The following is a 21261-nucleotide window of genomic DNA, read 5'->3' as shown; positions in this document are numbered from 1 at the left end:
CTTCATGAATGGTTTTCCGATCATTGTCATCGGTGTCGTCGTTGTGCTGCTGGTGGGCTTCTTGCTCTGGAGACGCAAACAGCAGGCCTGGTCAGTCGTGTACGAAGGCCCGGAGCTGACGGAGAAGGCATCCGACCAGCTCGCCATTTTGCAGGATAACGGAATCCGCTGCCGCGTGCGCAATAAGCCGATGCATTCGGGCGCGAACTCCGGCATTGCGAATACGGCTATCGCCGAACCCGTCGACGTCAGGATTATCATCGAAATTCATCAGGACGACATCAGTAAAGCGAGACGCCTGCTGGAACAGCGGGTCAGCGGCCGATTTGAATTTCATTTAAGCAGTTAAAAGCGAAATCCCCGATGCCTATCCGCATCGGGGATTTTTTTTCGATGTAAGAGGGGCCTGCTATTCGTTTGCTCCTTCAAAATGATAATCGTCCGGCGACGTTTCGTCCCTGCCGTTCTTGATCCCCGCCGCGCGAAAAATCAGGGTCAGCACGATGGCAACCAGGAAGTTGAGCGCGAGCGCATATAAGGCGGAATAAACCGTCGAACCGCCCGAGAGCCCGAAAGGCAGCGGATACTGGTTGCCGTACCCGGTGGAGGCGGCCATATAGGTGCCGTATACCATGCCGACCAGCCATCCGACGAACAGCGCCCAGCGGTTCAGCCAGGTCGTATACAGACCGACGATGACCGCCGGCAGCGTCTGCAAAATCCAGATCCCGCCGAGCAGCTGCAAATTGATCGCATCCTGTTTGTTCATCAGAAACACGAACAGCAGCGCGCCGACCTTGACGATCAGGGAAATCCACTTGGCGACCTTGGACTGCTGGGCATCGGTCGCATTCCGGTTGATATATTCCTTATAAATATTGCGCGAAAACAGGTTGGCGGCGGCAATCGACATGATCGCGGCCGGTACGAGCGCGCCGACGCCGATGGCGGCGAAGGCGAAGCCCGCAAACCAGTCCGGGAACATCCGCAGGAACAGCTCCGGTATCGCGGCGTTGCCGTCCTTGGTCGTAATGCCGGCTGCGATCGCCATGAAGCCGAGCAGGGCGATAATGCCGAGCACGAACGAGTAAGCCGGCAGCAGCGCGGAATTTCGCCGGATAACCGCCCGGCTGCTGGAGCTGAATATCCCGATCAGCGAATGCGGATACAGGAACAAGGCGAGCGCGGAGCCCAGCGCCAGCGTTGCATACGGAGCATAGCCGTTCGGGCCGGGCACGATGGTCGTTTTCTTCGCCGCGGCGTCGAAAATCGGGCCGAAGCCGCCGAGTTTATACGGGATATAGAACACGGCGGCGATGACGGTTATGTAGATCATCAAATCCTTGACGATCGCGATGGCCGCCGGTGCGCGCAGGCCGCTGTTGTAGGTGTAAAGCGCAAGCACCAGAAAGGCGATGATGAGCGGTACGTCGTGCATAAAGCCCGTACCCGTGAAGCCCATCGAGTCAAGAACCGCCTGCATGCCGACCAGCTGGAGCGCAATGTAGGGCATCGTGGCCAGAATGCCGGTCACGGCAATGGCCAAGGCAAGCGTTCCGCTGCCGAAACGGCCGCGCACGAAATCCGATGCGGTGATGTAGCCGTGCTTTTTGGCGACCGACCACAGGCGGGGCATGACGACGAAGACGAACGGATAAATAATGATCGTATACGGCACCGCGAAGAAGCCGAGCGCGCCTTTTCCGTACATGGACGCCGGCACGGCGATAAACGTATAGGCCGTATACAGGTCGCCGCCCAGAAGGAACCACGTAATCAGCGTCCCGAAGCGGCGCCCGCCGAGCCCCCACTCGTCCAGCAGCTCCAGATTGCCCCTGCGCCAGCGCGCCGAATAGAAGCCGATAACCGTAACGAGCAGGAAAAAGAACAGAAACACGGCAAAAGCGGACCAATTTACATTCATAATGTACTCCTTTTGGTCAATGGGATGAGATCGTAAGCGTAAGGCGCAAACTCGGCTCTAATGTCCTCCTTTCCGATGCACCGGTCAGGTACGGCCGCCCGGACGGCGGCTTCACTTGCGCTTGGTCGCGACATACACGACGGCGGTCAGCACGGCGCTGATAATGACCCACAGAAACTGATACCAGTAAAAAAAAGGGATGCCGGCCAATCTCGGTTCGTCGTACGAATAGAAAGCCGGCCACAGCGTCCCAACGAACGGCGCAAGCAGAAGAATGTACCACCAGCTGCTTGCTTTTTTGCTTTTTTGCTCACCGGTCATGACGGGCTGGATCGCTCCTTTCGACAAATCCTTCAACTTATTATGAGAGATTTTCCCATATGGAAGCGTTTTCGTCAACATGGAAATCCGGCTGCGTTTCCGTATAGGAGGACAAAATTCGAGCCTATGCTTCGCCTTCCTTTCGCGTGGTCCGGTTGTCGAAGGCAAAGGATGCAGAATGAACCTTTGGACCCGGAAGACGCTGAAGCCGAGGGACTGCTTCGAGCAGGTTTGCCGGAAGCGGGCCGGAGCGCACCTTTCCGGTCTATTTTGCCTGATGACTGAACAGTTAAAAATGTTGTTATTTTGCCCTTATCATGCTTTCGGGAAAAGAATCTTTACTCGTTTGAGACCGTCTGCAGTTCTTCGTAAAGGTAAGCAACTAACCGGATAAGTATTGACATCAAGCGGCTGCCTTGTTATTTTAGAGTTATCCGCAGCCTTTCCGGATCGTATAATTTTTTTGATATTCGGTATCATAATTTTGACATCGTATACAGCTGAGAGGCGACGACTTCATTGCCGAAAAACGGATCGTTAGAAGGCGCTGTTGAATACGCTTACCGCCTGCCGCGCGGGTGTGCAAGGAAGACAGCCGGCCGATTCGGGGACGACTAGAACGGGCCAAAGGGGGAGGGGCAAGCGAAAATCGGTTGGAATCGGGCAAACGAACGCTTTTCCCTTCGAAAACAGCTCTTGAAATCATTTTCGAAACCGATTTCGGAAAAACAGCTTAATAGAAGAAGACGAAAGCCGGCCGTTCAGGGCCGGCGCTGCTTCCGGCTGCGAATTCCGTGCGCATTTTGTCAAAAAAATGCGTCGGCGAGCGCGAACGAGGCGAGATTATGTCAAATGCGAGGATAGGTGAGATCAAAAGCTATGGCGGATTCCGTTCAAGTAAACGATAGTTCGAAAACGATTTCGATTCTGCAGGCGCAGGAGAAGAAAAAAGCCGGTTTACCGGGCAAATACAAGCTTTTTCTGATGGCGCTTCCTTTTTTGATTCTGGTGTTCCTGTTTTCCTATATCCCGCTGTACGGCTGGATTTACTCGTTCTACAATTTCCGGCCGGGCATTCCGCTGTCCGAAACCGAGTTCGTCGGGCTGCAGTGGTTCAAATCGATCTTCAGCAACCCGACGCAGACGGCGGAGGTCATCCGGGTTATGCGCAATACGATCGCGATGAGCTCGCTCGGCATCGTCACCTCGGTGCTGCCGGTCATTTTCGCGGTGTTTCTGTCCGAGATGCGTTCGGACCGGTTCAAGCGGATCGTCCAGGTACTGACGACGCTGCCGAACTTCATCAGCTGGGTGCTCGTATATTCGTTTGCGTTCATGTTGTTCTCCGTCGATAACGGGCTTATCAATCACCTGCTGATGAATCTCGGGCTGATCGACCGGGGGGTCAACTTTCTCGCGTCGGACGATCATACGTGGCTGACGATGACAGTTTGGGGCGTCTGGAAAGGACTCGGCTGGGGAGCGATCATGTACATCGCGGCGATCACCGGCATCGACCAGGAGCTGTACGAGGCGGCCCGGGTCGACGGGGCGGGACGGTTCCGCACGATGTGGAGCATAACGGTGCCGGGCATCATGCCGACTTACTTCGTCCTGCTGCTGCTGACGATCGCAAACTTCATCAACAACGGGCTGGACCAGTATTTCGTTTTCCAGAACGCAATCAACAAGGACCATATTGAGGTGCTGGACCTGTATGTATACAACATCGGACTGCTGGGTTCCAACTTCTCCTTCGCCACGGCGATCAGCATGCTCAAATCGGTCGTCAGCGTGTTCCTGCTGTTCGTCGCGAACGGCCTGTCCAAAACGATCCGCGGCGAAAGTATCGTTTAATTCGCAAGCACGTCAAAATCAAGGAGGAGCACCTTCATGCCACTTAAAAAAATGCGTTCGGGCGACATCGCGTTTCACACGGTCAATTATGTCGTATTCGCCCTGTTCACGCTGATTTGCCTGTTTCCGTTCTATTATCTGCTGATCAACACGATCAGCAACAACGACCTCAGCAGCCGGGGAATGATCACGTTTTTGCCGAGAGGGATTCATTTCGACAACTACGTGAAGGTGCTGACCCTTCCGGGGCTGGCGCAAGCGGCGTTAATTTCGGTCCTGCGCACCGTGCTCGGCACCGCCCTGACAGTCGCCGGCTCCGCTCTGCTCGGCTTCCTGTTTACGAAGCAGGAGATGTGGGGACGCAGGTTCTGGTACCGGTTCGTCGTTATCACGATGTATTTCAACGCCGGCATCATTCCGTGGTATATCACGATGATGAACCTGCACCTGACGAACAATTTCGCCGCATACGTCCTGCCGGCGATCGTTTCGCCGTTTTTCGTCATCCTGGTCAAGACGTTTGTCGAATCGCTTCCGGGCGTGCTGCAGGAATCGGCACAGATCGACGGCGCGGGCTACTGGATCATTTTCACCCGCATCGTCCTGCCGCTTATTACGCCGATTCTCGCGACGATCGCGATTTTTTCGGCAGTCGGCCAGTGGAACACCTTTACGGATACGCTGTTTCTGATGTCCAATCCGAATCTCTATACCCTGCAGTTTGTGCTGTGGAAATACATGAACGAGGCCAACTCGCTGGCTGCGATCATTCGCAACTCGCAGGGCGGTACGCAGGCGATCGACCTGTCCAAGGTGCAGACGCCGACTTCGATCCGGACGACGGTCACGATGATCGTCGTGTTCCCGATTTTGCTCGTGTACCCGTATTTCCAGCGCTTCTTCGTCAAGGGGATCATGATCGGGGCGGTCAAAGGGTAACGGCATTCGGCCGGAGGCCGTTCGCAACTGAAAGGAGATGATGCGGCAACGGCAGCGCGATTAATGCGAAAACCGCGGCAACCGATAGCATGACGTAAACGTCAACGAAATCATTTCACATTTTTAAGGGAGGTCAAGGCAAGCATGAAAAGCATATTCAAAAAAGCGCCGGCGGTCGTAATGTCGTCGGTCCTGCTGGCCGGACTGGCGGCCTGCTCCGGCGGCGGCAGCACGGCGGACGGCACGGGCTCTGGGGCAAAGGACGATTCCAAGGACGTCTACAAAATCGACGTCTATTCCCAGCTCGCGAATTTTTCCGGCAAGCAGGGCGGCTGGTTCGCCAAGGTCATCAAGGACAAATTCGGGATCGAAATGAACATTATTTCGCAAAACCTGGAGGGCGGGGCGAACAAGTACGCGACGCAGATGGCGTCCGGCAACCTCGGCGACCTCGTCGTATTCGGCACGGACGGCCAGGATTATCTCGACGCGATCAAGGCCGGCGCGCTGCTGGATTGGACCAAGGACGGACTGCTGGATAAATACGGGCAGGATATTGTGAAGACGCTGCCGCAAGCGATCGATAAGCAGAAGAAATTTTACGGCGACGGCAAATCCGTCTACGGCATCGGCTTCGATGCGGCGGCGAACGGCGCATCCGGTCCGTCGGAAGGCAACACGATGACCTATCAGCTCGACATGCGCTGGGACCTGTACCAGAAGATGGGCAGCCCGAAAATCAAGACGATGGAGGATATTTTGCCGGTCCTGAAAAAAATGCAGGAGCTCGAGCCGAAAAGCGACAGCGGCCGGCCGACGTACGGATTCTCGCTCTGGTCCGATTGGGACGGCAACATGATGACGCTGGCGAAGCAGTTCGCCTGCATGTACGGCTACGATGAGAGCAACATGCTGCTCGTCTCGGCCGACCAGGATAAATACCAGGGGCTGCTGGACGCGGACGGCTTTTATTTGCGGACGCTGAAGCTGTATTACGACGCGAACCAGATGGGGCTCGTCGATCCGGACTCCCTGACGCAGAAATTTGACGACGTCAGCAACAAATACCGCGACGGCCAGGTGCTGTTCTCCTGGTTCCCGTGGCTGGACAGCGCGTACAACACGCCGAACCATACCGATCAGGGCAAAGGCTTCGAAATGGTCGGCTTCGACCAGCAGCGCATTTATTCCTACGGGCAGAACCCGTACGGCGGCAACCGCATCTGGTCGATCGGCTCGAAGGCGAAGCATCCGGAGAAGCTGATGCAGCTGATCGACTGGCTGTATACGCCCGAAGGCGTCATGACGATGACGAACGGGCCGGAAGGGCTGACGTGGGAGATGAAGGACGGCAAGGCCGTGCTGACCGATTTCGGCAAGAAGGCGCTCCGGGACGGTACGACGCAGGTGCCCGATCAATGGGGCGGCGGCCAGTACAAGGACGGCACGAACCAGATCAACAACACGACGCTCAAAATCAGCAATATCAACCCGAACACGGGCGAGCCGTATGACTGGAACAGCTGGTCGTCGGTCCTGAAGGATAACCCGAACCCGGTCGACAAATCGTGGCGCGAAACGACAGGCGCACTGACGCCGCACGAGCTGCTGCAGAAAAACAACCAGCTTGCGATCAACAAGGCGCTTCCCGAGCCGGCGGCGGTGATGGATCAGACGCTGAACCAGAAGCTGAACCAGGTGGCCACGGTCATCAAGCAGTACTCCTGGAAAATGGTTTTCGCGAAAAACGATAGCGAGTTCAACCAGCTGAAAGACGAAATGATTTCGAAAGCGAAAGGTCTCGGCTACGACGATCTCGTCAAATGGCAGGCGGAGCAGACGCAGAAGGTGTTCGCGCAGCGTAAGCAAGGCTCGTAAGACAAAACTGTAGAGAACCCGGAAAAGCTTGACCCGCAAAGCAAATCCTGTAAAGCAAAGATTATCATGCAAAGCTTGTCAGGCCAAAGCTAAACAAAACCAAAGCTCGTAAGGCAAAGCAAAGCTCGTAAAACAAAATGATATCCGGAAGCGGGGCTGTCCTTGGAGGCGGCCCCGCTTTGCTGCGTATTACCGTTTTTGCGAGGGGGCATTGCAGCCGGCGATGGCGATCCGATCGCGACCCGAGGACAGGGCTCTGGCGATCTGAGTGTTCCGGGCCGGGGCGCGCGTTTGTTGAACCGGGGACCTCTCGTTAAAGACCGGCTCCGGAGCCGTTTCGCGCCTTGTCCAGCAGCCGGCGGCCGATCATCCAAACCGACGCTCCCGTTCCCCACAGGATGATGGCTGAGCCGAAGCCGACGACGACCGATCGCATTTCGATCTGATGCTGGCCGAGAACCGTGTCGTACGGAACGAGAAGCAGGCCGACGACGGCGAGGAGACACAGGAGCGTGCCGGCGATATAGTGGACCTTGACACGGAACAGATACGCCAGCGGAAAGAAATGCGCGCCGACAATGATCGCCATCACGGAGAAAAACAGATCAAAGCGATTTGCAGCGTTGCAAATTGCACCTGCTGCGCCGATGAATACGCCTTCGAGACCGAATATGATGCCGAATAACCTCCAAGTCCGCTCCCTTCGGGCGTCCTCCTCCGTCATTTCGTTCGACAGCCCGCGGGCGGCCCGGATCAGCAACAATCCGGCTAGCAGCAGCGCAACCCCGATCAGCAGAGATAGCGTGAGCAGCCAAGCGAATCCCCAGCCCTCCAGCCCGCCGACTCCGATTCCCGCCCACAACGTGCCGAAAAACGCCATGAAGAGAACGCCCGTTGCCGTGCCCTGCACGGCGGCTCGGGGAATGATGGTTTGTGACATAGACAGGAGCCTCCCTTTTGCTACTATAATCCATATTACCACAAATTGGGTGACGGCCTCGCAAAAAAACGGGTTCGGCAAACATCGCATTGAATTCCGGCCCCGTCCAGCGCCCGAGGCTTTCGGCCGGGCGGTATTGTCGTTTTTTCGAACCAATGCCATACTTGTACATAAAAACTTGATTCGGCGGGAGGATCGAATGTATAAAGTGCTTGTAGTGGACGACGAGCCGTTTATGCTGGAAGGCTGGAAAACGATGGTCGACTGGGCGGCTTACGGATTCGAGCTGAGCGGTACGGCAACGGATGGCGAAGAGGCGCTTGCGCAGGTCCGGCAGGATATGCCCGATCTTGTCGTAACCGATATCCGGATGCCCGTGCTGGACGGGATCGGGCTGATCCGGGCGATGAACGAGCAGCTCGGCGCGGTTCCCCTCACGGTTATTGTGAGCGCTTACTCGGAATTCAGCTATGCCCGGCAGGCGCTTCACTACCGGGTGAAGCATTATGTGCTGAAGCCGCTCATGGCGGAGGAGATTCACCGGCTGCTGGCGGAGCTGAGCGAAACGCTGGACGAACGGCGGCTGGAGGAAGCGCAGGCCGGCCGGGACCGCGAAGCCGCTGCGGCCGCCGCGATCGTCGAGGCGCTGAAGGACGGGGGACAGGCGGCGGCCGCGAAAGCTGCCCGCATGCTCGGCGCGGACGGGGAAGCGCGCTGCCGGCTGCTGCTGGCCGAGCCGCTCCCGGGCGGGGCGGCGCCCGCCGGCATTGACGCTGCCGCCGCCTCGGCATCGGCGGCTATCGGCGAGACCGTCGGCTCGGTAGCGGCGGGGGCAATCAGCCCAACGCGCTCGCCGGCTGCTGCAATTGGCCCAGCGTGCCCGACGGCCGCAGCAAACGGCCTGGCCGACCCGGCATCGGCGGCAAACAGACCAGCCGGCCCGGCGGCGGGAGAAATCGGCCTAGCCGGCTCGGCAGCGGCGGGAGCCGCCGCAATCGGCCCAACCGGCCTGGCGGCGGCCGCTGCAATTGGCCCGGCCGGCCCGGCTGCTGCCGCTTTCGGCTGCGGCTCCGCGAAGCTGCGTGCGGTCGTCGAGGCCGCCTTCGGGAACCGGCTGCGCTGCTGCCCGTTCGAGGAAGCGCCGGGCCGCGCCGGCCTGCTCGTCTGGGGCGAGGAAGCCGGCGGCGCCGAATTCGAAGCCCGGCTGACGGAAGCAGCCGGGCGGCCGGACTGGCCGCTGCAGGGGCAGGCGATTTATTGCAGCGGCAGCGGCTGCGGGTTCTCGTCCCTGCCGGAGCTGTACCGGCAGGCGATGGCGGCACGCAGCCGGGCACTGCTCGGCCGACGGGCCGGTATTTATGCGTACCGCCAGGCGGAGCCCGCTGCGCCGTGCCGGCTGGAGGATGTGACGGACAGCGCGGGCAAGCTGCTCCTGGCGATCGAGACGGGCGGCGCGGACGGCATCCGCGAAGCGGCCCGCGGCCTGCTCGTCCTGCTTGCCCGGGCGGACGCACAGGAGGAATGGGCGCAGTTCGCCGCCAGATATATTCGCGGCGAGCTGCTGCGCAAATTCGCAGCGCCTGCCGAGAGAGGCGCAGCCGGTCTCGAGGAGCTGCTGCGCGAGGACGGCCTGACGGACGCGGCGAGCTGGACGGCCGGAACGCTCGCCCGTCAGTGCGTGCGGGCCGCCGAGCTGCTGGCGCAGCGGAAAGCGGCGCGTACCGGCAATCCGGCCGTGACCGGAGCGGTCTTGTACCTGAAGCGTCATTTTCGCGATAAAATCCAGCTGCAGGAGCTTGCCGAACGATTCGGCTTCAATCCCGTCTATTTCGGCCAGCAGTTCAAACGGGAAACGGGGCTCCCCTTTAACGATTACCTCCACCGTCTCCGGATCGAGGAGGCGAAGAAGCTGCTCCGCCGTACGGACATGAAGGTATCCGCGATCGCCCGGACGCTCGGCTACCACGATGCCGAATATTTTACCGCAAAATTTAAAGCGCTTACGGGACAGCTGCCGTCGGCCTACAAAAAACAAACGCAAGGGTGATCGGATATGCGGACCGGAAGGCCGTTTTTTCACCATGTGAACGATATTCCGCTGAAATACAAATTTCTCCTGATTTATTTTTTGTGCGTGCTGCTGCCGATCATGACGATCAACCTGTTCTTCTACCAGCAAAATTCGGCCAACATCCGCATCCGCGAGCAGGACAACCTGCGCAAATCGATCGAGCGCGCCTCCGGCGAGCTGCTCGGCATGATCGACGAAAGCGTTGCGCTCAGCCATTCGATCGCAAGCGACGATTCGCTCTACGAAGCGCTCGACCGCCAGTACGGCTCGCCGGTCGAATACTACGACGAGTATTACAGCTATTTGCGGGACAAGCTGAAGCGCTATATGGGCGCATACCCGAATATTTTGGAAATCCGCATTTATACGGACAACCCGACGATCCAGACGGGCGCGAGCTACCACGTGATCGGCAGCGTCTCCCGCGACCTGCCCTGGCTCGGGCAGCTGCAGCAGTCGGACGACAACATCATGGTCGTGGCCTACGAGGAGGAAAGCGGTTTCAACCCCGGCAAGCGGATCAGCGTCGTGAGCAAAATGAAGAGCTATTCGTCGTACGCGACCTACCAGAAATATTTGCGCATCGACCTGAACGTCGGCAAAATTTACGGCATCCTGAACCGCGAAATCGACAGCCTGCAGCTGCGCCTCGTCGACGGGCAGAACCGGCTCGTGGCGACCGGCGACGGGGCCGAGCAGCAGAACGCGCCGATCGTGCCGAATCCGCCCGCGACGGCAAAGCCGGATACCGTCATGGAGCGCACAATCGGGAATCTCAGCTACGTCAAGGGCTGGAAGCTGATCGGGACCGCGGATACCCGGCGCGTCGACGGCATGCTGGACGATGCGCGCCGCTCCATTATTTGGCTGGCGGTCGTCAGCACGGTCATTCCGTCGCTGCTCATTTTTGTTATTTTGCGCTCGTATCATTACCGGGTGAAGAAGCTGTCGCGGCATATGCAGAAGGTACGCAACGAGCGCTTCGACCCGATCGACCTGCAGGAGGGGCGGGACGAGATCGGCGGCCTGATCCGCACCTTCAATATGATGACCGGGAAAATCACCTCCCTGATCAACGACGTCTACAAGCTGGAAATCCGGCAGAAAAGCCTGGAGCTGGAGCGGGTTCGCACCGAGCTCTCGATGCTGCAGAGCCAGATGAATCCGCATTTTCTGTTCAATACGCTGAACGCGCTGCTCGTGGTCTGCACGAAGAACGGCTATTCGGACGTCACGGAGATTATCAAGAACCTGTCGCTGCTCATGCGGCAGCTGCTCAGCCGGGCGGACGGCCTCGTGCCGCTGAAGGAGGAGCTGCAGTTCACGTCGATGTATTTGCAGATCGAGAAATTCCGCTTCGGCAGCCTGTTCGATTTTGCATTCGACGTCGACCCGGCGGCGCTCCCGCTGCGCATTCCGCGCATGAGCATCCAGCCGCTTGTCGAGAACGCCTGCAAGCATGGGCTGCAGGCGCGCAAAGGGGACCGCTTGATCCGCGTTTCGGCGAAGCTGACGGAGCGCGCCCTTGAAATCGGCGTCGTCGATAACGGCGTCGGCATGGACGGGGAAACGCTCAGGAGGATTATGTCGGACGCCCGTTCCGAGCGGGAAACAGAGGGCCATGTCGGCATTCGCAACGTATACCGGCGGCTGGAGCTGTTTTACGAAGGCAACGTCCGTTTTCTGCTGAGCAGCGAGCCGGGTGCAGGGACGGAGGCGGGCTTTCAAATCCCGCTCTCCCGGCTGGAATCGAACGAATGGAAAAGGGAGGCGTAAAGGCGATGTACAACGTGCTGCTTGTCGACGACGAGCCGCTTGCGCTCGAAGGGCTGGAGCTGATGATCGACTGGGGGAAGCGGGGGTTCCGCATCGACGGACGCTGCGGAAGCGGCGAGGAGGCGGTCGGGCGCATTCGCCTCTCTCCGCCCGATCTCGTCGTCACCGATATCCGGATGCCGGTGCTGGACGGGCTCGGCTTGATCGAGGAAACGCGCCGGCTCGGCAATCGCTCCACGCTGTTCGTTATTGCGAGCGGTTATCACGATTTCGAATACGCCCGGCGTGCGATGCGGCTCGGCGTGCGGCATTATTTAACCAAGCCGGTCGTGAGCGGGGAGGCTGACGAGCTGCTCGCCCGCCTGCAGCGGGAGCTGCGCGAGCGGGAGCGGCAGCAGGCGATCCGCGTCAGCGCAAGGCGATACGCCGTCCGGCACGCCCTTTCGGTGCTCTTGTTCGGCGGGGAGGAGGCCGGGAAGCGGGAGGCGCTGCGCGCACTGTCTCACCTGCCTTTGCAGCGATGGGTTTATATTCACATCGAGACGGACCCGCAGGAGACGGAACGTGCGCGCGCAGCGGCCGAGCGGCTGGCCGATTCGTTCGCCTTTTGCTGCCTGATCGATTGCGGCCGGGGAACGTTCGGGCTCGTTTACGGCGGTGACTTTGAATCCGGGGACGGCGGCCTGCGCGGTTTTGCCCAGCGCCTGTATGAGACGGCCGCGGGCGCGGCAGCCGGCCGGGCCGGCATCGCCGTCGGCTGCGTAACGGACCTCGGCGGTCTGGACCGCTCCTTCCGCTGCGCGGAGAAGGCCGGACGGTTTCTCTTTTTCAGCGGGGGGAGCGGCATCGTCCATTACGAAGACGTAAAGGACAGGACGCTTTCGTGCGATACGTCCGCGCTGCAGGCGGCGGATGCGATTACCGCCGCGATGGAGGGCGGCGACCCGGACCGGCTTGCTTCGGCCGTCGGCGCGGCGTTCCGCGCGTTCGAAGCCCGCATGACCGTGCCGGAGCTGGTCGACAGCTTCGCGACCGAAACGCTGCTTCGCTGCGTTTCGGTATATAAGGAGCTCGGCGGCGACCCCGATGCGCTGCTAACGGAAGCGGATTTCCTTGTAAGCGGGGGACGAAGGAGCCTGCGGGCCATCGAAGCCGGTCTGGCCGCCTTCTGCCGGAAATGCCAGGACGCATCGTTAGCGCTGCAGATGAAGCATACTGGCGGCACGGCGGCGAAGGTCGCGGAATTTCTGCGGGAGCATTACCGCGAAACGGTCACGATCAAGGAGATCGCCGAGCGCTTTTACATGAATCCCGTCTATATGGGGCAGCTGTTCGCCCGCAAATACGGCATGGGGATGCTCGACTTCGTTCACGACCTGCGCATCGAAGAAGCGAGGCGACTCCTGCTGCAAACCGGCCTGCCCTCGGGAACGGTCGCCGAATCGCTCGGCTACCGGAACTACCAGCATTTCCTGAAGCAGTTCGAGCGGCGGCTCGGGATGAAGCCGGCGGATTACAAGCAGGCGGGCGGGAAGCTTCCTTCTGCGGAACGGGATGGCCGACCTTAAATTAAGGGGGCACAATGCTTTAATCTGATTATGTTGGAAACGCATACAAACCGGCATAATGAGAGCAGAGCCAGCACATTCATTTCAAAAGGAGGAACATTTCCAATGGGGGTAACATCAAAAAAGAAGCTCTGGGCTTCGTTCTCGCTCATCCTGGCCCTCTGCCTCGCGATCGTCGGCTGCAGCGGCGGCAATAACGGCAAAGGAACCGCGGACCAGAGCGATTCGTCCGCAGGCAGCGGAAGCGGCGCCTCGGCATCGGACGATACGAAACCGATTACGATTTCGGCCTTTATCAGCACGCCGAACCAGCAGCCGACGCCGGACAACCGGATTTACAAGAAGATCAAGGACGAGCTCGGCGTCACGCTGAATATGGAATTTCTCGTCGGCGATCTGCAGCAGAAGCTCGGCGTCATGATCGCCGGCGGCGATTATCCGGACCTGATCACGGCCGATCCGAAGCTGGTGTCGGCAGGAGCGGTCATTCCGCTCGAGGATCTGATCGACAAATACGCGCCGCACCTGAAGGAGCATTACGCAAAATATTGGAACCGGATGAAGGACCCGAGCGACGCCCACATTTACTGGCTGCCGAATTACGGCGCCTATACCGGCGACGTACATATCAACTACTACTCCGGCCCGGCCTTCTGGATTCAGAAGGACGTGCTGAAGGAAGCCGGCTATCCGACGCCGAAGACGCTCGACGATTATATCAAGCTGATCAGCGACTATGCGGCGAAGCATCCGACGACGCCGGACGGCCAGCCGACGATCGGCTTTACGACGCTGGCGTACGACTGGCGGACGTTCCCGCTGCTCAATGCGCCGGAGCATCTGACCGGCCATCCGAACGACGGCGGCGTCGTCGTGGACAACGGCGTGGCATCGGTGTTTGCGGACAAAGACATCGCCAAGCGGTATTACAAGGTGCTTAACGGCCTGTATAACAACGGGCTGATGGACAAGGAAGCGTTCGTGCAAAACTACGACCAGTATTTGGCGAAAATCTCGTCCGGCCGCGTGCTCGGCATGTTCGACCAGCACTGGAACTTCCAGCCGGCGGAGGACACGCTCATCTCCCAGAACAAAATCGGCCAGACCTACGTCGGCTTCCCGCTGACGTACGATTCGAGCATCAAGGATTATTACCTCGACCGGCCGGTCATTAACCTGAACAACGGCTTCGGCATCAGCGTCGACGCCAAGGATCCGGTGCGCATCATCAAATTCCTGGACGCGCTGATGGACGAGAAATACCAGAAGCTGCTGAGCTGGGGCGAGGAAGGCGTCGACTACGAGGTCGGCAAGGACGGCAAGTTTTACCGGACGCCGGAGCAGCGCAAGCAGCAGGAGGATCCGACCTGGAAGCTGGCCAACCGCGCGGACGGCTTCTATGGAGCGGCGCCGAAGATGGAGGGCACCTACAGCGACGGCAACGCGACCGATCCGGGCAGCCAGCCGGAGGAGTTCTACGAATCGCTCAAGCCGCAGGACAAGGAGCTGCTGGCGGCTTACAAGCACAAGACGTGGACGGATTTCTTCTCGCCGCCGCCTGAAAACCCGGTTTATTATCCGGCCTGGCAGGTCGACCTGATCGACGGCTCCGACGCCTCGGTTGCCAGCAAAAAGATGAACGACGCGTCGCTCAAATTTTTGCCGAAAGCGGTCATGTCGAAGCCGGACCAGTTCGACTCCGTTTGGAACGAATACGTCGACGCGTACGGCAAAATCGACGTGAAGGCTTATGAGGACCGCATTAACGACCAAATCCAGTGGCGGATCAAGAACTGGTCGAACAACTAAGCGTCTCGGCTCGCAATCGGCGGAAAGCAATCGGCGGAGCGGATTTGAATCGCCGCCGCAGGCTTTCCGCCGCTCGCGCTGCAACGTGCGCTTAGACGGAGGATCGGAGGAGAGAAATCATGGCAGGCGCTTCGAAAGCCGCACGGCGGACGGGGCAGACGGCACAGACGGCGCAGATCGGGGCCGAGCTCGCGGCCGTTCCCAAAACGTCCCTATTCAGGCGGATGCGGGGACAGAAGCAGCTGATGCTGATGTCGCTGCCCATCCTGATATATGTCGCTTTATTTTCCTACTATCCCATTTGGGGCTGGACGATGGCGTTTCAGAACTACAAGCCGGCGCGAAGCTTCGCGCAGCAGGAATGGGTCGGCTTCAAGCAGTTCAAGTTTCTGTTCAGCGACGATACGTTCCTCGGCGTGCTGCGCAATACGATCGGAATGAGCCTGATCAACATGGTGTCCGGCTTCGTGACGGCGATCGTGTTCGCCATTCTGCTGAACGAAATCAAGCATAAGCTGTACAAGCGCTCGATCCAGACGATTTCGTACCTGCCGCACTTTCTGTCGTGGATTATCGTGACGGGCATCGTCGCGAATTCGCTGTCCGTGGACGACGGCATCGTGAACACGGTGCTCATGAAGCTGGGGCTGATCCATTCCCCTGTCCTGTGGCTCAGCGAGCCGCATTATTTCTGGGGCATCGTCGGCGCGTCCCATGTCTGGAAGGAAATCGGCTGGAATGCGATCATTTATTTGGCCGCCATTACGTCGATCGACCCCTCGCTGTACGAGGCGGCGGAAATCGACGGGGCGAACCGGTATCATAAAATGCTCTACATCACCCTGCCCGGCATCCGCTCGATCGTCGTCATTTTGCTGATCATGAACCTCGGCTGGATTCTCGAAGCGGGCTTCGAGGTGCAGTATTTGCTCGGCAACGGCGTCGTGATCGACTGGTCGCAGACGATCGATATTTTCGTGCTGAAATACGGGCTGCAGGTCGGCAACTACTCGCTTGCTACCGCCGCCGGCATTTTCAAAACGGTCGTCAGCATCACCCTCATCGTGGCGGCCAACACAATCGCCAAGCGGTTCGGGGAAGACAGGCTGATATGAAGGAGGGCTATGGATGAGAACGAGAACGTATCGCCTGGAGCCGATCGCCTTCAATACGTTCAACGCGATCGTCATGATCGCGCTGGCCGTCGTTACGCTGTACCCGTTTCTCAATACGCTGGCCATTTCGCTCAACGCCGGCAACGATACGATCCGCGGGGGCATTTATTTATGGCCGAGAATTTGGACCAGTCAGAACTACCGGGCGGTATTTGCGACAGGGACGGTGTTCCACGCCTTCTGGGTGTCGGTTGCGCGTACGGTGCTGTCGACCGTGCTCAGCGTCTTTCTGACGGCGATGCTCGCCTACACGGTCAGCCGGAAAGAATACGTCTTCCGCAAGCCGGTCACGATCCTGATCGTGCTGACAATGTATTTTAATGCGGGGCTCATTCCGTTTTATTTTCTGATCAAGGATTTGCATCTGCTGAACCATTTTCTTGTCTATGTCGTCCCCGGCCTGATCAGTGCCTTCAACATGATCGTCATCCGCACCTATATGCAGACGCTGCCGGAAGGGCTGATCGAATCGGCCAAGGTGGACGGCGCAGGCGATTTCCGCACGTTCGTTTCGGTTATCCTGCCGCTCTGCCAGCCGGTGCTGGCCACCGTGGCGCTGTTCGTCGCGGTCGGACAGTGGAACTCCTGGTTCGATACGTTCCTGTTCGCTTCGTCCAAGCAAAACCTGAGCACGCTGCAATACGAGCTGATGAAGCTGATTTCGTCGTCGATGAACTCGAACAGCAGCGCAGCGGTGACGAACGGAGCCGATCCGGGAGCGGCGCGCAACCTGGTCACGCCGATGTCGATCCGGGCGTCGATCACGATTGTGGCGTCCGTGCCGATTCTCGTCGTGTACCCGTTTCTGCAAAAATATTTCGTGCACGGCCTGCAGCTCGGCAGTGTGAAAGAGTAGCGCGGACCGCTCGAAAGCGTCCTGGAAAAAAGAACCGATGCGATTGGATGGGATGAAGCCGTCTCTCAAAAAAAGCCGGGAACGAGCGCAAAAGAACGCACATCTTCGAAAAGGTGCGGTCCTTCTGCGCTCGTTTTTCTTGTATTGGGCAGTAAAAACATTTACCGATGCCTTCGAATTTCCTTTTTATGCGAATCGTACGATACCGGGGCGGGGAATGCGGTCGGGGGCAAAGTCGTTTCTTCATTAAAAGCTGCCATCGAGCAGCACCAGGAGGAAGGCGAACGAACGCTGTTCAAGCAGCCGAACAGTCTGCCTTATTATGTGGCGAACTTTAACGATGCCGGTCTGCAGGCTGAAGTTCTGCAGGATGTTTTATTTCGGCTGAATGGGGATAAGACGCTTCCCCGGTAAAGCTGAGCGATTTTCGGATGCGGCAGACATCTTCCCTCAATATTCACGTCACGGTGAGTTACACGGAGGCGTTCGGAATGAAAAAACGAATGGCCGTTTCCAGCACGGTACGGCTTGCTCCGTTTAAGCATCCAACAGGGCCAGAGCGATACAATTGATTGGTACTGCCGTGACTACGATGCGGCGCGAACCGTCAGGGCAATTGCCCTGACGGTTTTTCGCTTTGCGCCGGCCCGCGGCAATAGGCCAAAGACGTGATGGGCTTGCGGCTCCCATTATTTTAAATTGACTTTGGCCGCCGGTACACCCAATAATAGGCCATGACAGCGATTTCATTTTGGGATAGGGATGACGGCGATGGCCTTCTTAAGAAAATTATCGATTCGTTCGCAGCTGCTGATTTTGGCGGCTTCCGCCATCGCGGCGATTCTGGTCATCATTTTCCACACGTATTCGATGATGTCCGGCATGATCACGAGGCGGCACGAAGAATACGTGGATCAGACGATTTCGGAGATCGAGAAGAACGTCGCGTCCAACAGGGACGTCATCTTCCGGCTCATGCAGAACATTTCGTACAACGAGGACGTGCAGAGCTACCTGGTCGAACAAAATCATCTGCAGCGCTTCGACCGGTTCAAGAAGCTCAGCACGCTCATCTCCAGCCAGAAGGAGCTGAAGGACGGAATTCTCGATATCGTCATCTCCGGCAATAACGGGGCGTGGATCGACGTGAACGGCGGCAACCCGTATGTGTCTCCGTTAAAATCGGCCCTGAAAGGCAAACTGAACGCGTATTACGTCGATATGAAGCAAATGGGGAGTTTGTACGGCTCCACCGCGCCGCTTATTTTCGCCACGACGATTACCTATAAGCAGCAGGGGGAAAGGTTCAACACGAACGTCGGCACGCTGTTTTTTATTCTCGATCCGCGGGCGCTTGTCGGCGACCAGAAGGTGACGCTCGGCATGGCGCAGACCGGTACGCAAATTTACGTGCTCGACCGAAGCCGCAAGGTCATTTCGAGCAATACGGACACGGAGGCGGGAAGCCGGCTGCCAGCTGCGCTTACGGCCTTCAAGACGCCCGGCGATCATACGATCCGGTGGGAAGGCAAGCCGTACGTCGCGCAGACGGTCGATTTGCCGGACATCGGCTGGAGCATCCTGAGCATCGCGCCCAAGGACGAGCTGCTGCGCGACCTGCTCGATATCCGCAGAACGGAGCTGGCCGTGCTGGCGGCGTGCCTCCTGCTGCTGGCGGTGCCGTTCATGTTTATCATGAATAATATTTTGCGCCCGCTGAAGAAAATGATCTTCTTTATGACGACCGCCAAGAGACGCGATTTGCTCGCCTTCGGGAAAAGGCTTTCCCTGCAGGGCTATATGGAAATCAGCATCATGGCGGACGAGTTCAACAGTCTGCTGGACGAGACGGAGCAGCTGACGCAGCGGCTGCTGGATACGAACAAACGGCTGTACGGCACGGAGCTGGAGAAGAAGAAGTCCGAGCTTGCGTTTCTGCGCAGCCAGATCAATCCGCATTTTCTGTACAACACGCTGGAGGCGATTACCGGCATCGCCGCCGCAAGCGGTCAGGGCAAAATCAAGACGATGACGCGGGCGCTCTCGAGCATCTTCCGCTACAGCATCAAGGGAGCGGACGTCGTTCCGCTGGCCGACGAGCTGAAGGTGACCGAGTCCTATGTCCGCATACAGCAAATCCGCTTTACGGACCGCTTCACGATTCACGAAGAATTGACCGAGGAGGCGCGCGCCTATCCGGTTCCGAAGATGATCCTCCAGCCGCTTGTGGAAAATGCGGTCGTGCACGGCTTCGAGCCGTCGCTGAAGCCCGGCCGCCTGATCGTTCGGGGAGCCGTTCGCGGCGACGGGACGCTGATCGTCACCGTCGAGGATAACGGAATGGGGATCGAGCCGGAGCGGCTGCAGGAACTGCAGGCGATGCTGGCGGAGCCGCCGGAAAGCGTGACGGCCGCCGAAGAACGAACCAGCATCGGTCTCGTCAACGTCAACAACCGGATCAGGCTGATGTGCGGCGGCGGCAGCGGCCTGAACATCGAGAGCGCAGCGGGCGGCGGATGCGTCGTCACGCTGACGATTGCAGGCGAGGGGGAACGGCAGCATGTATAACGTGCTTCTTGTCGACGACGAGAGCTGGGTCGTCGAAAGCTTGAAGGATTTGATCGATTGGAACGCGCACGGCTTTCAAGTGGCCGGGCAGGCTTACAGCGGGATGGATGCGCTGGGATCGATACGGGCGCTGAAGCCCGATGTCGTCTTCACCGACATCCGGATGCCGGAGATGAACGGGTTGGAGCTGATCCAGCGCGGCATAGCGCTGCCGTTTCCGGTTCAATTCGTCGTCGCGAGCGGGTATGCGGAATTCGCCTATGCGCAGAAGGCGCTCGCCTACGGGGCCGCCGCTTACTGCTTGAAGCCGTTCGACGAGGCGGAAATATCCGGCGTGCTGAGAAAAATCCGCGTTACGCTGGACGCCGCCCGGCCTGCCGCAGCATCGCCGCTCCTCCATCTGCTCGAAGACCCGGGAGCGGGCGGCGAGCAGGCGCTGCTGGAGCAGCTGAAAGCACATGGCCTTGCGGACTGGGACGAGGACCGGACCGCGGCCGTCGTCGCCGTCGGTACCCGCGAGCTGCCGGATATGGACCGGCGGGTCGTCAAGCTGAAGACGGGCACGTTCAAGACCGCTTATTTGCTCACCGGCCGGCAGATCGACGCGCTGCGCATCCGCTGGGAGGGCGGGCTGCCGCCGGGCCTGACGGGCATCGGCATCAGCGGGCCGATCGCCGGTCCGAAAGCGATCAAGCCTGCGATTGACGCCGCCGACGAGCTGGCCCATCAAACGTTCGTCACTTTCGAGCCGGGTATTTACGCCGCCCGGCAGCCGTTCAAGACGGACGAATTGAACCGGCTGCTCGGCGGCATGCGCGATGCGATCCGCGTTAAGGATCATGCGGCGGCGGCGCTCGCATTCGAGCGGATCGGGCAGCTGTTCGCGGAGAAGGCGCTGTCCGTCCGGCACGCTTTTCAGGTGTACAACATGACGGTATCGTTTCTGTTCGAGCTGGGGCAGTCGGAAACGATGCTGTACAGCTATGAGCAGCTCGTCCAAGCCCACGCCGACGTATTCGCGATGCTGGAGGAGCTGATGGCGCTGACCGCCCGCTGCCTCGGGCAAGCGGGCACGCCGCCGGTCGAGACGAAAAACCAGACGTTCAGAGCGATTCTGCAGTACGTAACCGATCATTACCGCGGGGAAATTTCGCTGCAGCACTTGGCCGACCGATTTTATATGAATCCGAGCTATATCAGCCAGCTGTTCAAGAAGGAGGTCGGCGAGACGCTGACCGCTTATTTGTCCCGGCTGCGCATCGCCTACGCCTGCGAGCTGCTGGAGAAGGAAGTCGGCTCCATCCAGGACATCGCCGAACAAACCGGCTACCGCGACTATTTTTATTTTACGCGGCTGTTCAAGAAGGTGACGGGCAAAACGCCTGCTCAGTACCGCAGCGAACGAGCATAATCGCGCTGTCTATGCTTTATTTTTAGCCCTTGTATAGACGATTTTTAGAAGAAAGCTTTCGCTGAAAGCTTTCTTTTTTGTTTTCAGCGGGAAACGATAAATCGTGTACATGGACGGTTCAAAGCGCGGAGAACATAATAAAAGACAGGAATAATCGCAGCGCTTACG

At 58.7% G+C, this 21261-nt stretch carries 15 protein-coding genes; 12 read left to right on the top strand and 3 right to left on the bottom strand.

Features of this window, described 5'->3' with window-relative positions; genetic code table 11:
- Positions 1 to 4 precede the first annotated feature (4 nt).
- Positions 5 to 349: a hypothetical protein gene (locus PD282_RS23910; RefSeq protein WP_274653879.1), complete on the top strand. Its 345-nt coding sequence runs from the start codon at positions 5 to 7 to the stop codon at positions 347 to 349.
- Positions 350 to 409: 60 nt separating this feature from the next.
- On the opposite strand, the gene mctP is transcribed toward PD282_RS23910, so the two are convergent.
- Both mctP and PD282_RS23900 read right to left on the bottom strand, forming a co-directional pair.
- Positions 410 to 1924: a monocarboxylate uptake permease MctP gene (gene mctP, locus PD282_RS23905; protein WP_274653877.1), complete on the bottom strand. Its 1515-nt coding sequence runs from the start codon at positions 1922 to 1924 to the stop codon at positions 410 to 412.
- Positions 1925 to 2035: 111 nt separating this feature from the next.
- On the bottom strand, positions 2036 to 2245 hold the full coding sequence (locus tag PD282_RS23900) for a DUF3311 domain-containing protein (protein ID WP_274653875.1): 210 nt from the start codon (positions 2243 to 2245) through the stop codon (positions 2036 to 2038).
- Positions 2246 to 3124: 879 nt separating this feature from the next.
- On the opposite strand from PD282_RS23900, the gene PD282_RS23895 reads away from it, so the two are divergent.
- The 3 genes from PD282_RS23895 to PD282_RS23885 all read left to right on the top strand — a co-directional run bounded on the left by PD282_RS23895 (position 3125) and on the right by PD282_RS23885 (position 6919).
- Positions 3125 to 4102 (top strand): ABC transporter permease, encoded by a 978-nt coding sequence (locus tag PD282_RS23895; protein WP_274653873.1) that lies wholly within the window; start codon positions 3125 to 3127, stop codon positions 4100 to 4102.
- Positions 4103 to 4138: 36 nt separating this feature from the next.
- Positions 4139 to 5041, top strand: a complete 903-nt coding sequence (locus tag PD282_RS23890; protein WP_274653871.1) for a carbohydrate ABC transporter permease — start codon at positions 4139 to 4141, stop codon at positions 5039 to 5041.
- A gap of 144 nt (positions 5042 to 5185) precedes the next feature.
- Positions 5186 to 6919, top strand: a complete 1734-nt coding sequence (locus tag PD282_RS23885; RefSeq protein WP_274653869.1) for an extracellular solute-binding protein — start codon at positions 5186 to 5188, stop codon at positions 6917 to 6919.
- A gap of 313 nt (positions 6920 to 7232) precedes the next feature.
- Here PD282_RS23885 and PD282_RS23880 read toward each other — a convergent pair whose 3' ends face one another.
- A complete protein-coding gene (locus PD282_RS23880) occupies positions 7233 to 7859 on the bottom strand; it encodes a hypothetical protein (protein ID WP_274653867.1) in 627 nt (208 codons plus the stop codon).
- A 199-nt stretch (positions 7860 to 8058) separates the two neighbouring features.
- On the opposite strand from PD282_RS23880, the gene PD282_RS23875 reads away from it, so the two are divergent.
- The 8 genes from PD282_RS23875 to PD282_RS23840 all read left to right on the top strand — a co-directional run bounded on the left by PD282_RS23875 (position 8059) and on the right by PD282_RS23840 (position 21093).
- Positions 8059 to 9906, top strand: coding sequence for a helix-turn-helix domain-containing protein (locus tag PD282_RS23875; protein ID WP_274653865.1), 1848 nt, complete (start codon positions 8059 to 8061; stop codon positions 9904 to 9906).
- Between the two features lie 6 nt (positions 9907 to 9912).
- Entirely contained in the window at positions 9913 to 11706 is a 1794-nt protein-coding gene (locus PD282_RS23870) for a sensor histidine kinase (RefSeq protein WP_274653863.1), read from the top strand.
- A 5-nt stretch (positions 11707 to 11711) separates the two neighbouring features.
- Positions 11712 to 13274: a response regulator transcription factor gene (locus tag PD282_RS23865; RefSeq protein WP_274653860.1), complete on the top strand. Its 1563-nt coding sequence runs from the start codon at positions 11712 to 11714 to the stop codon at positions 13272 to 13274.
- Between the two features lie 105 nt (positions 13275 to 13379).
- The gene (locus tag PD282_RS23860) at positions 13380 to 15083 is read left to right on the top strand and encodes an ABC transporter substrate-binding protein (RefSeq protein ID WP_274653842.1); all 1704 of its coding nucleotides are present in this window, start codon (positions 13380 to 13382) and stop codon (positions 15081 to 15083) included.
- A 224-nt stretch (positions 15084 to 15307) separates the two neighbouring features.
- Entirely contained in the window at positions 15308 to 16198 is an 891-nt protein-coding gene (locus PD282_RS23855) for an ABC transporter permease (RefSeq protein ID WP_420832375.1), read from the top strand.
- Positions 16199 to 16211: 13 nt separating this feature from the next.
- Positions 16212 to 17114 (top strand): carbohydrate ABC transporter permease, encoded by a 903-nt coding sequence (locus PD282_RS23850; RefSeq protein ID WP_274653839.1) that lies wholly within the window; start codon positions 16212 to 16214, stop codon positions 17112 to 17114.
- Between the two features lie 771 nt (positions 17115 to 17885).
- Positions 17886 to 19682: a sensor histidine kinase gene (locus PD282_RS23845; protein ID WP_274653836.1), complete on the top strand. Its 1797-nt coding sequence runs from the start codon at positions 17886 to 17888 to the stop codon at positions 19680 to 19682.
- Entirely contained in the window at positions 19675 to 21093 is a 1419-nt protein-coding gene (locus tag PD282_RS23840) for a response regulator transcription factor (RefSeq protein ID WP_274653834.1), read from the top strand. The genes PD282_RS23845 and PD282_RS23840 overlap by 8 nt, the downstream gene beginning before the upstream one ends.
- Positions 21094 to 21261 lie beyond the last annotated feature (168 nt).

This window comes from Paenibacillus humicola (assembly GCF_028826105.1).
In the GTDB taxonomy this organism is placed as follows: domain Bacteria; phylum Bacillota; class Bacilli; order Paenibacillales; family Paenibacillaceae; genus Paenibacillus_Z; species Paenibacillus_Z humicola.
This window is presented reverse-complemented; position numbering and strand designations above follow the sequence as displayed.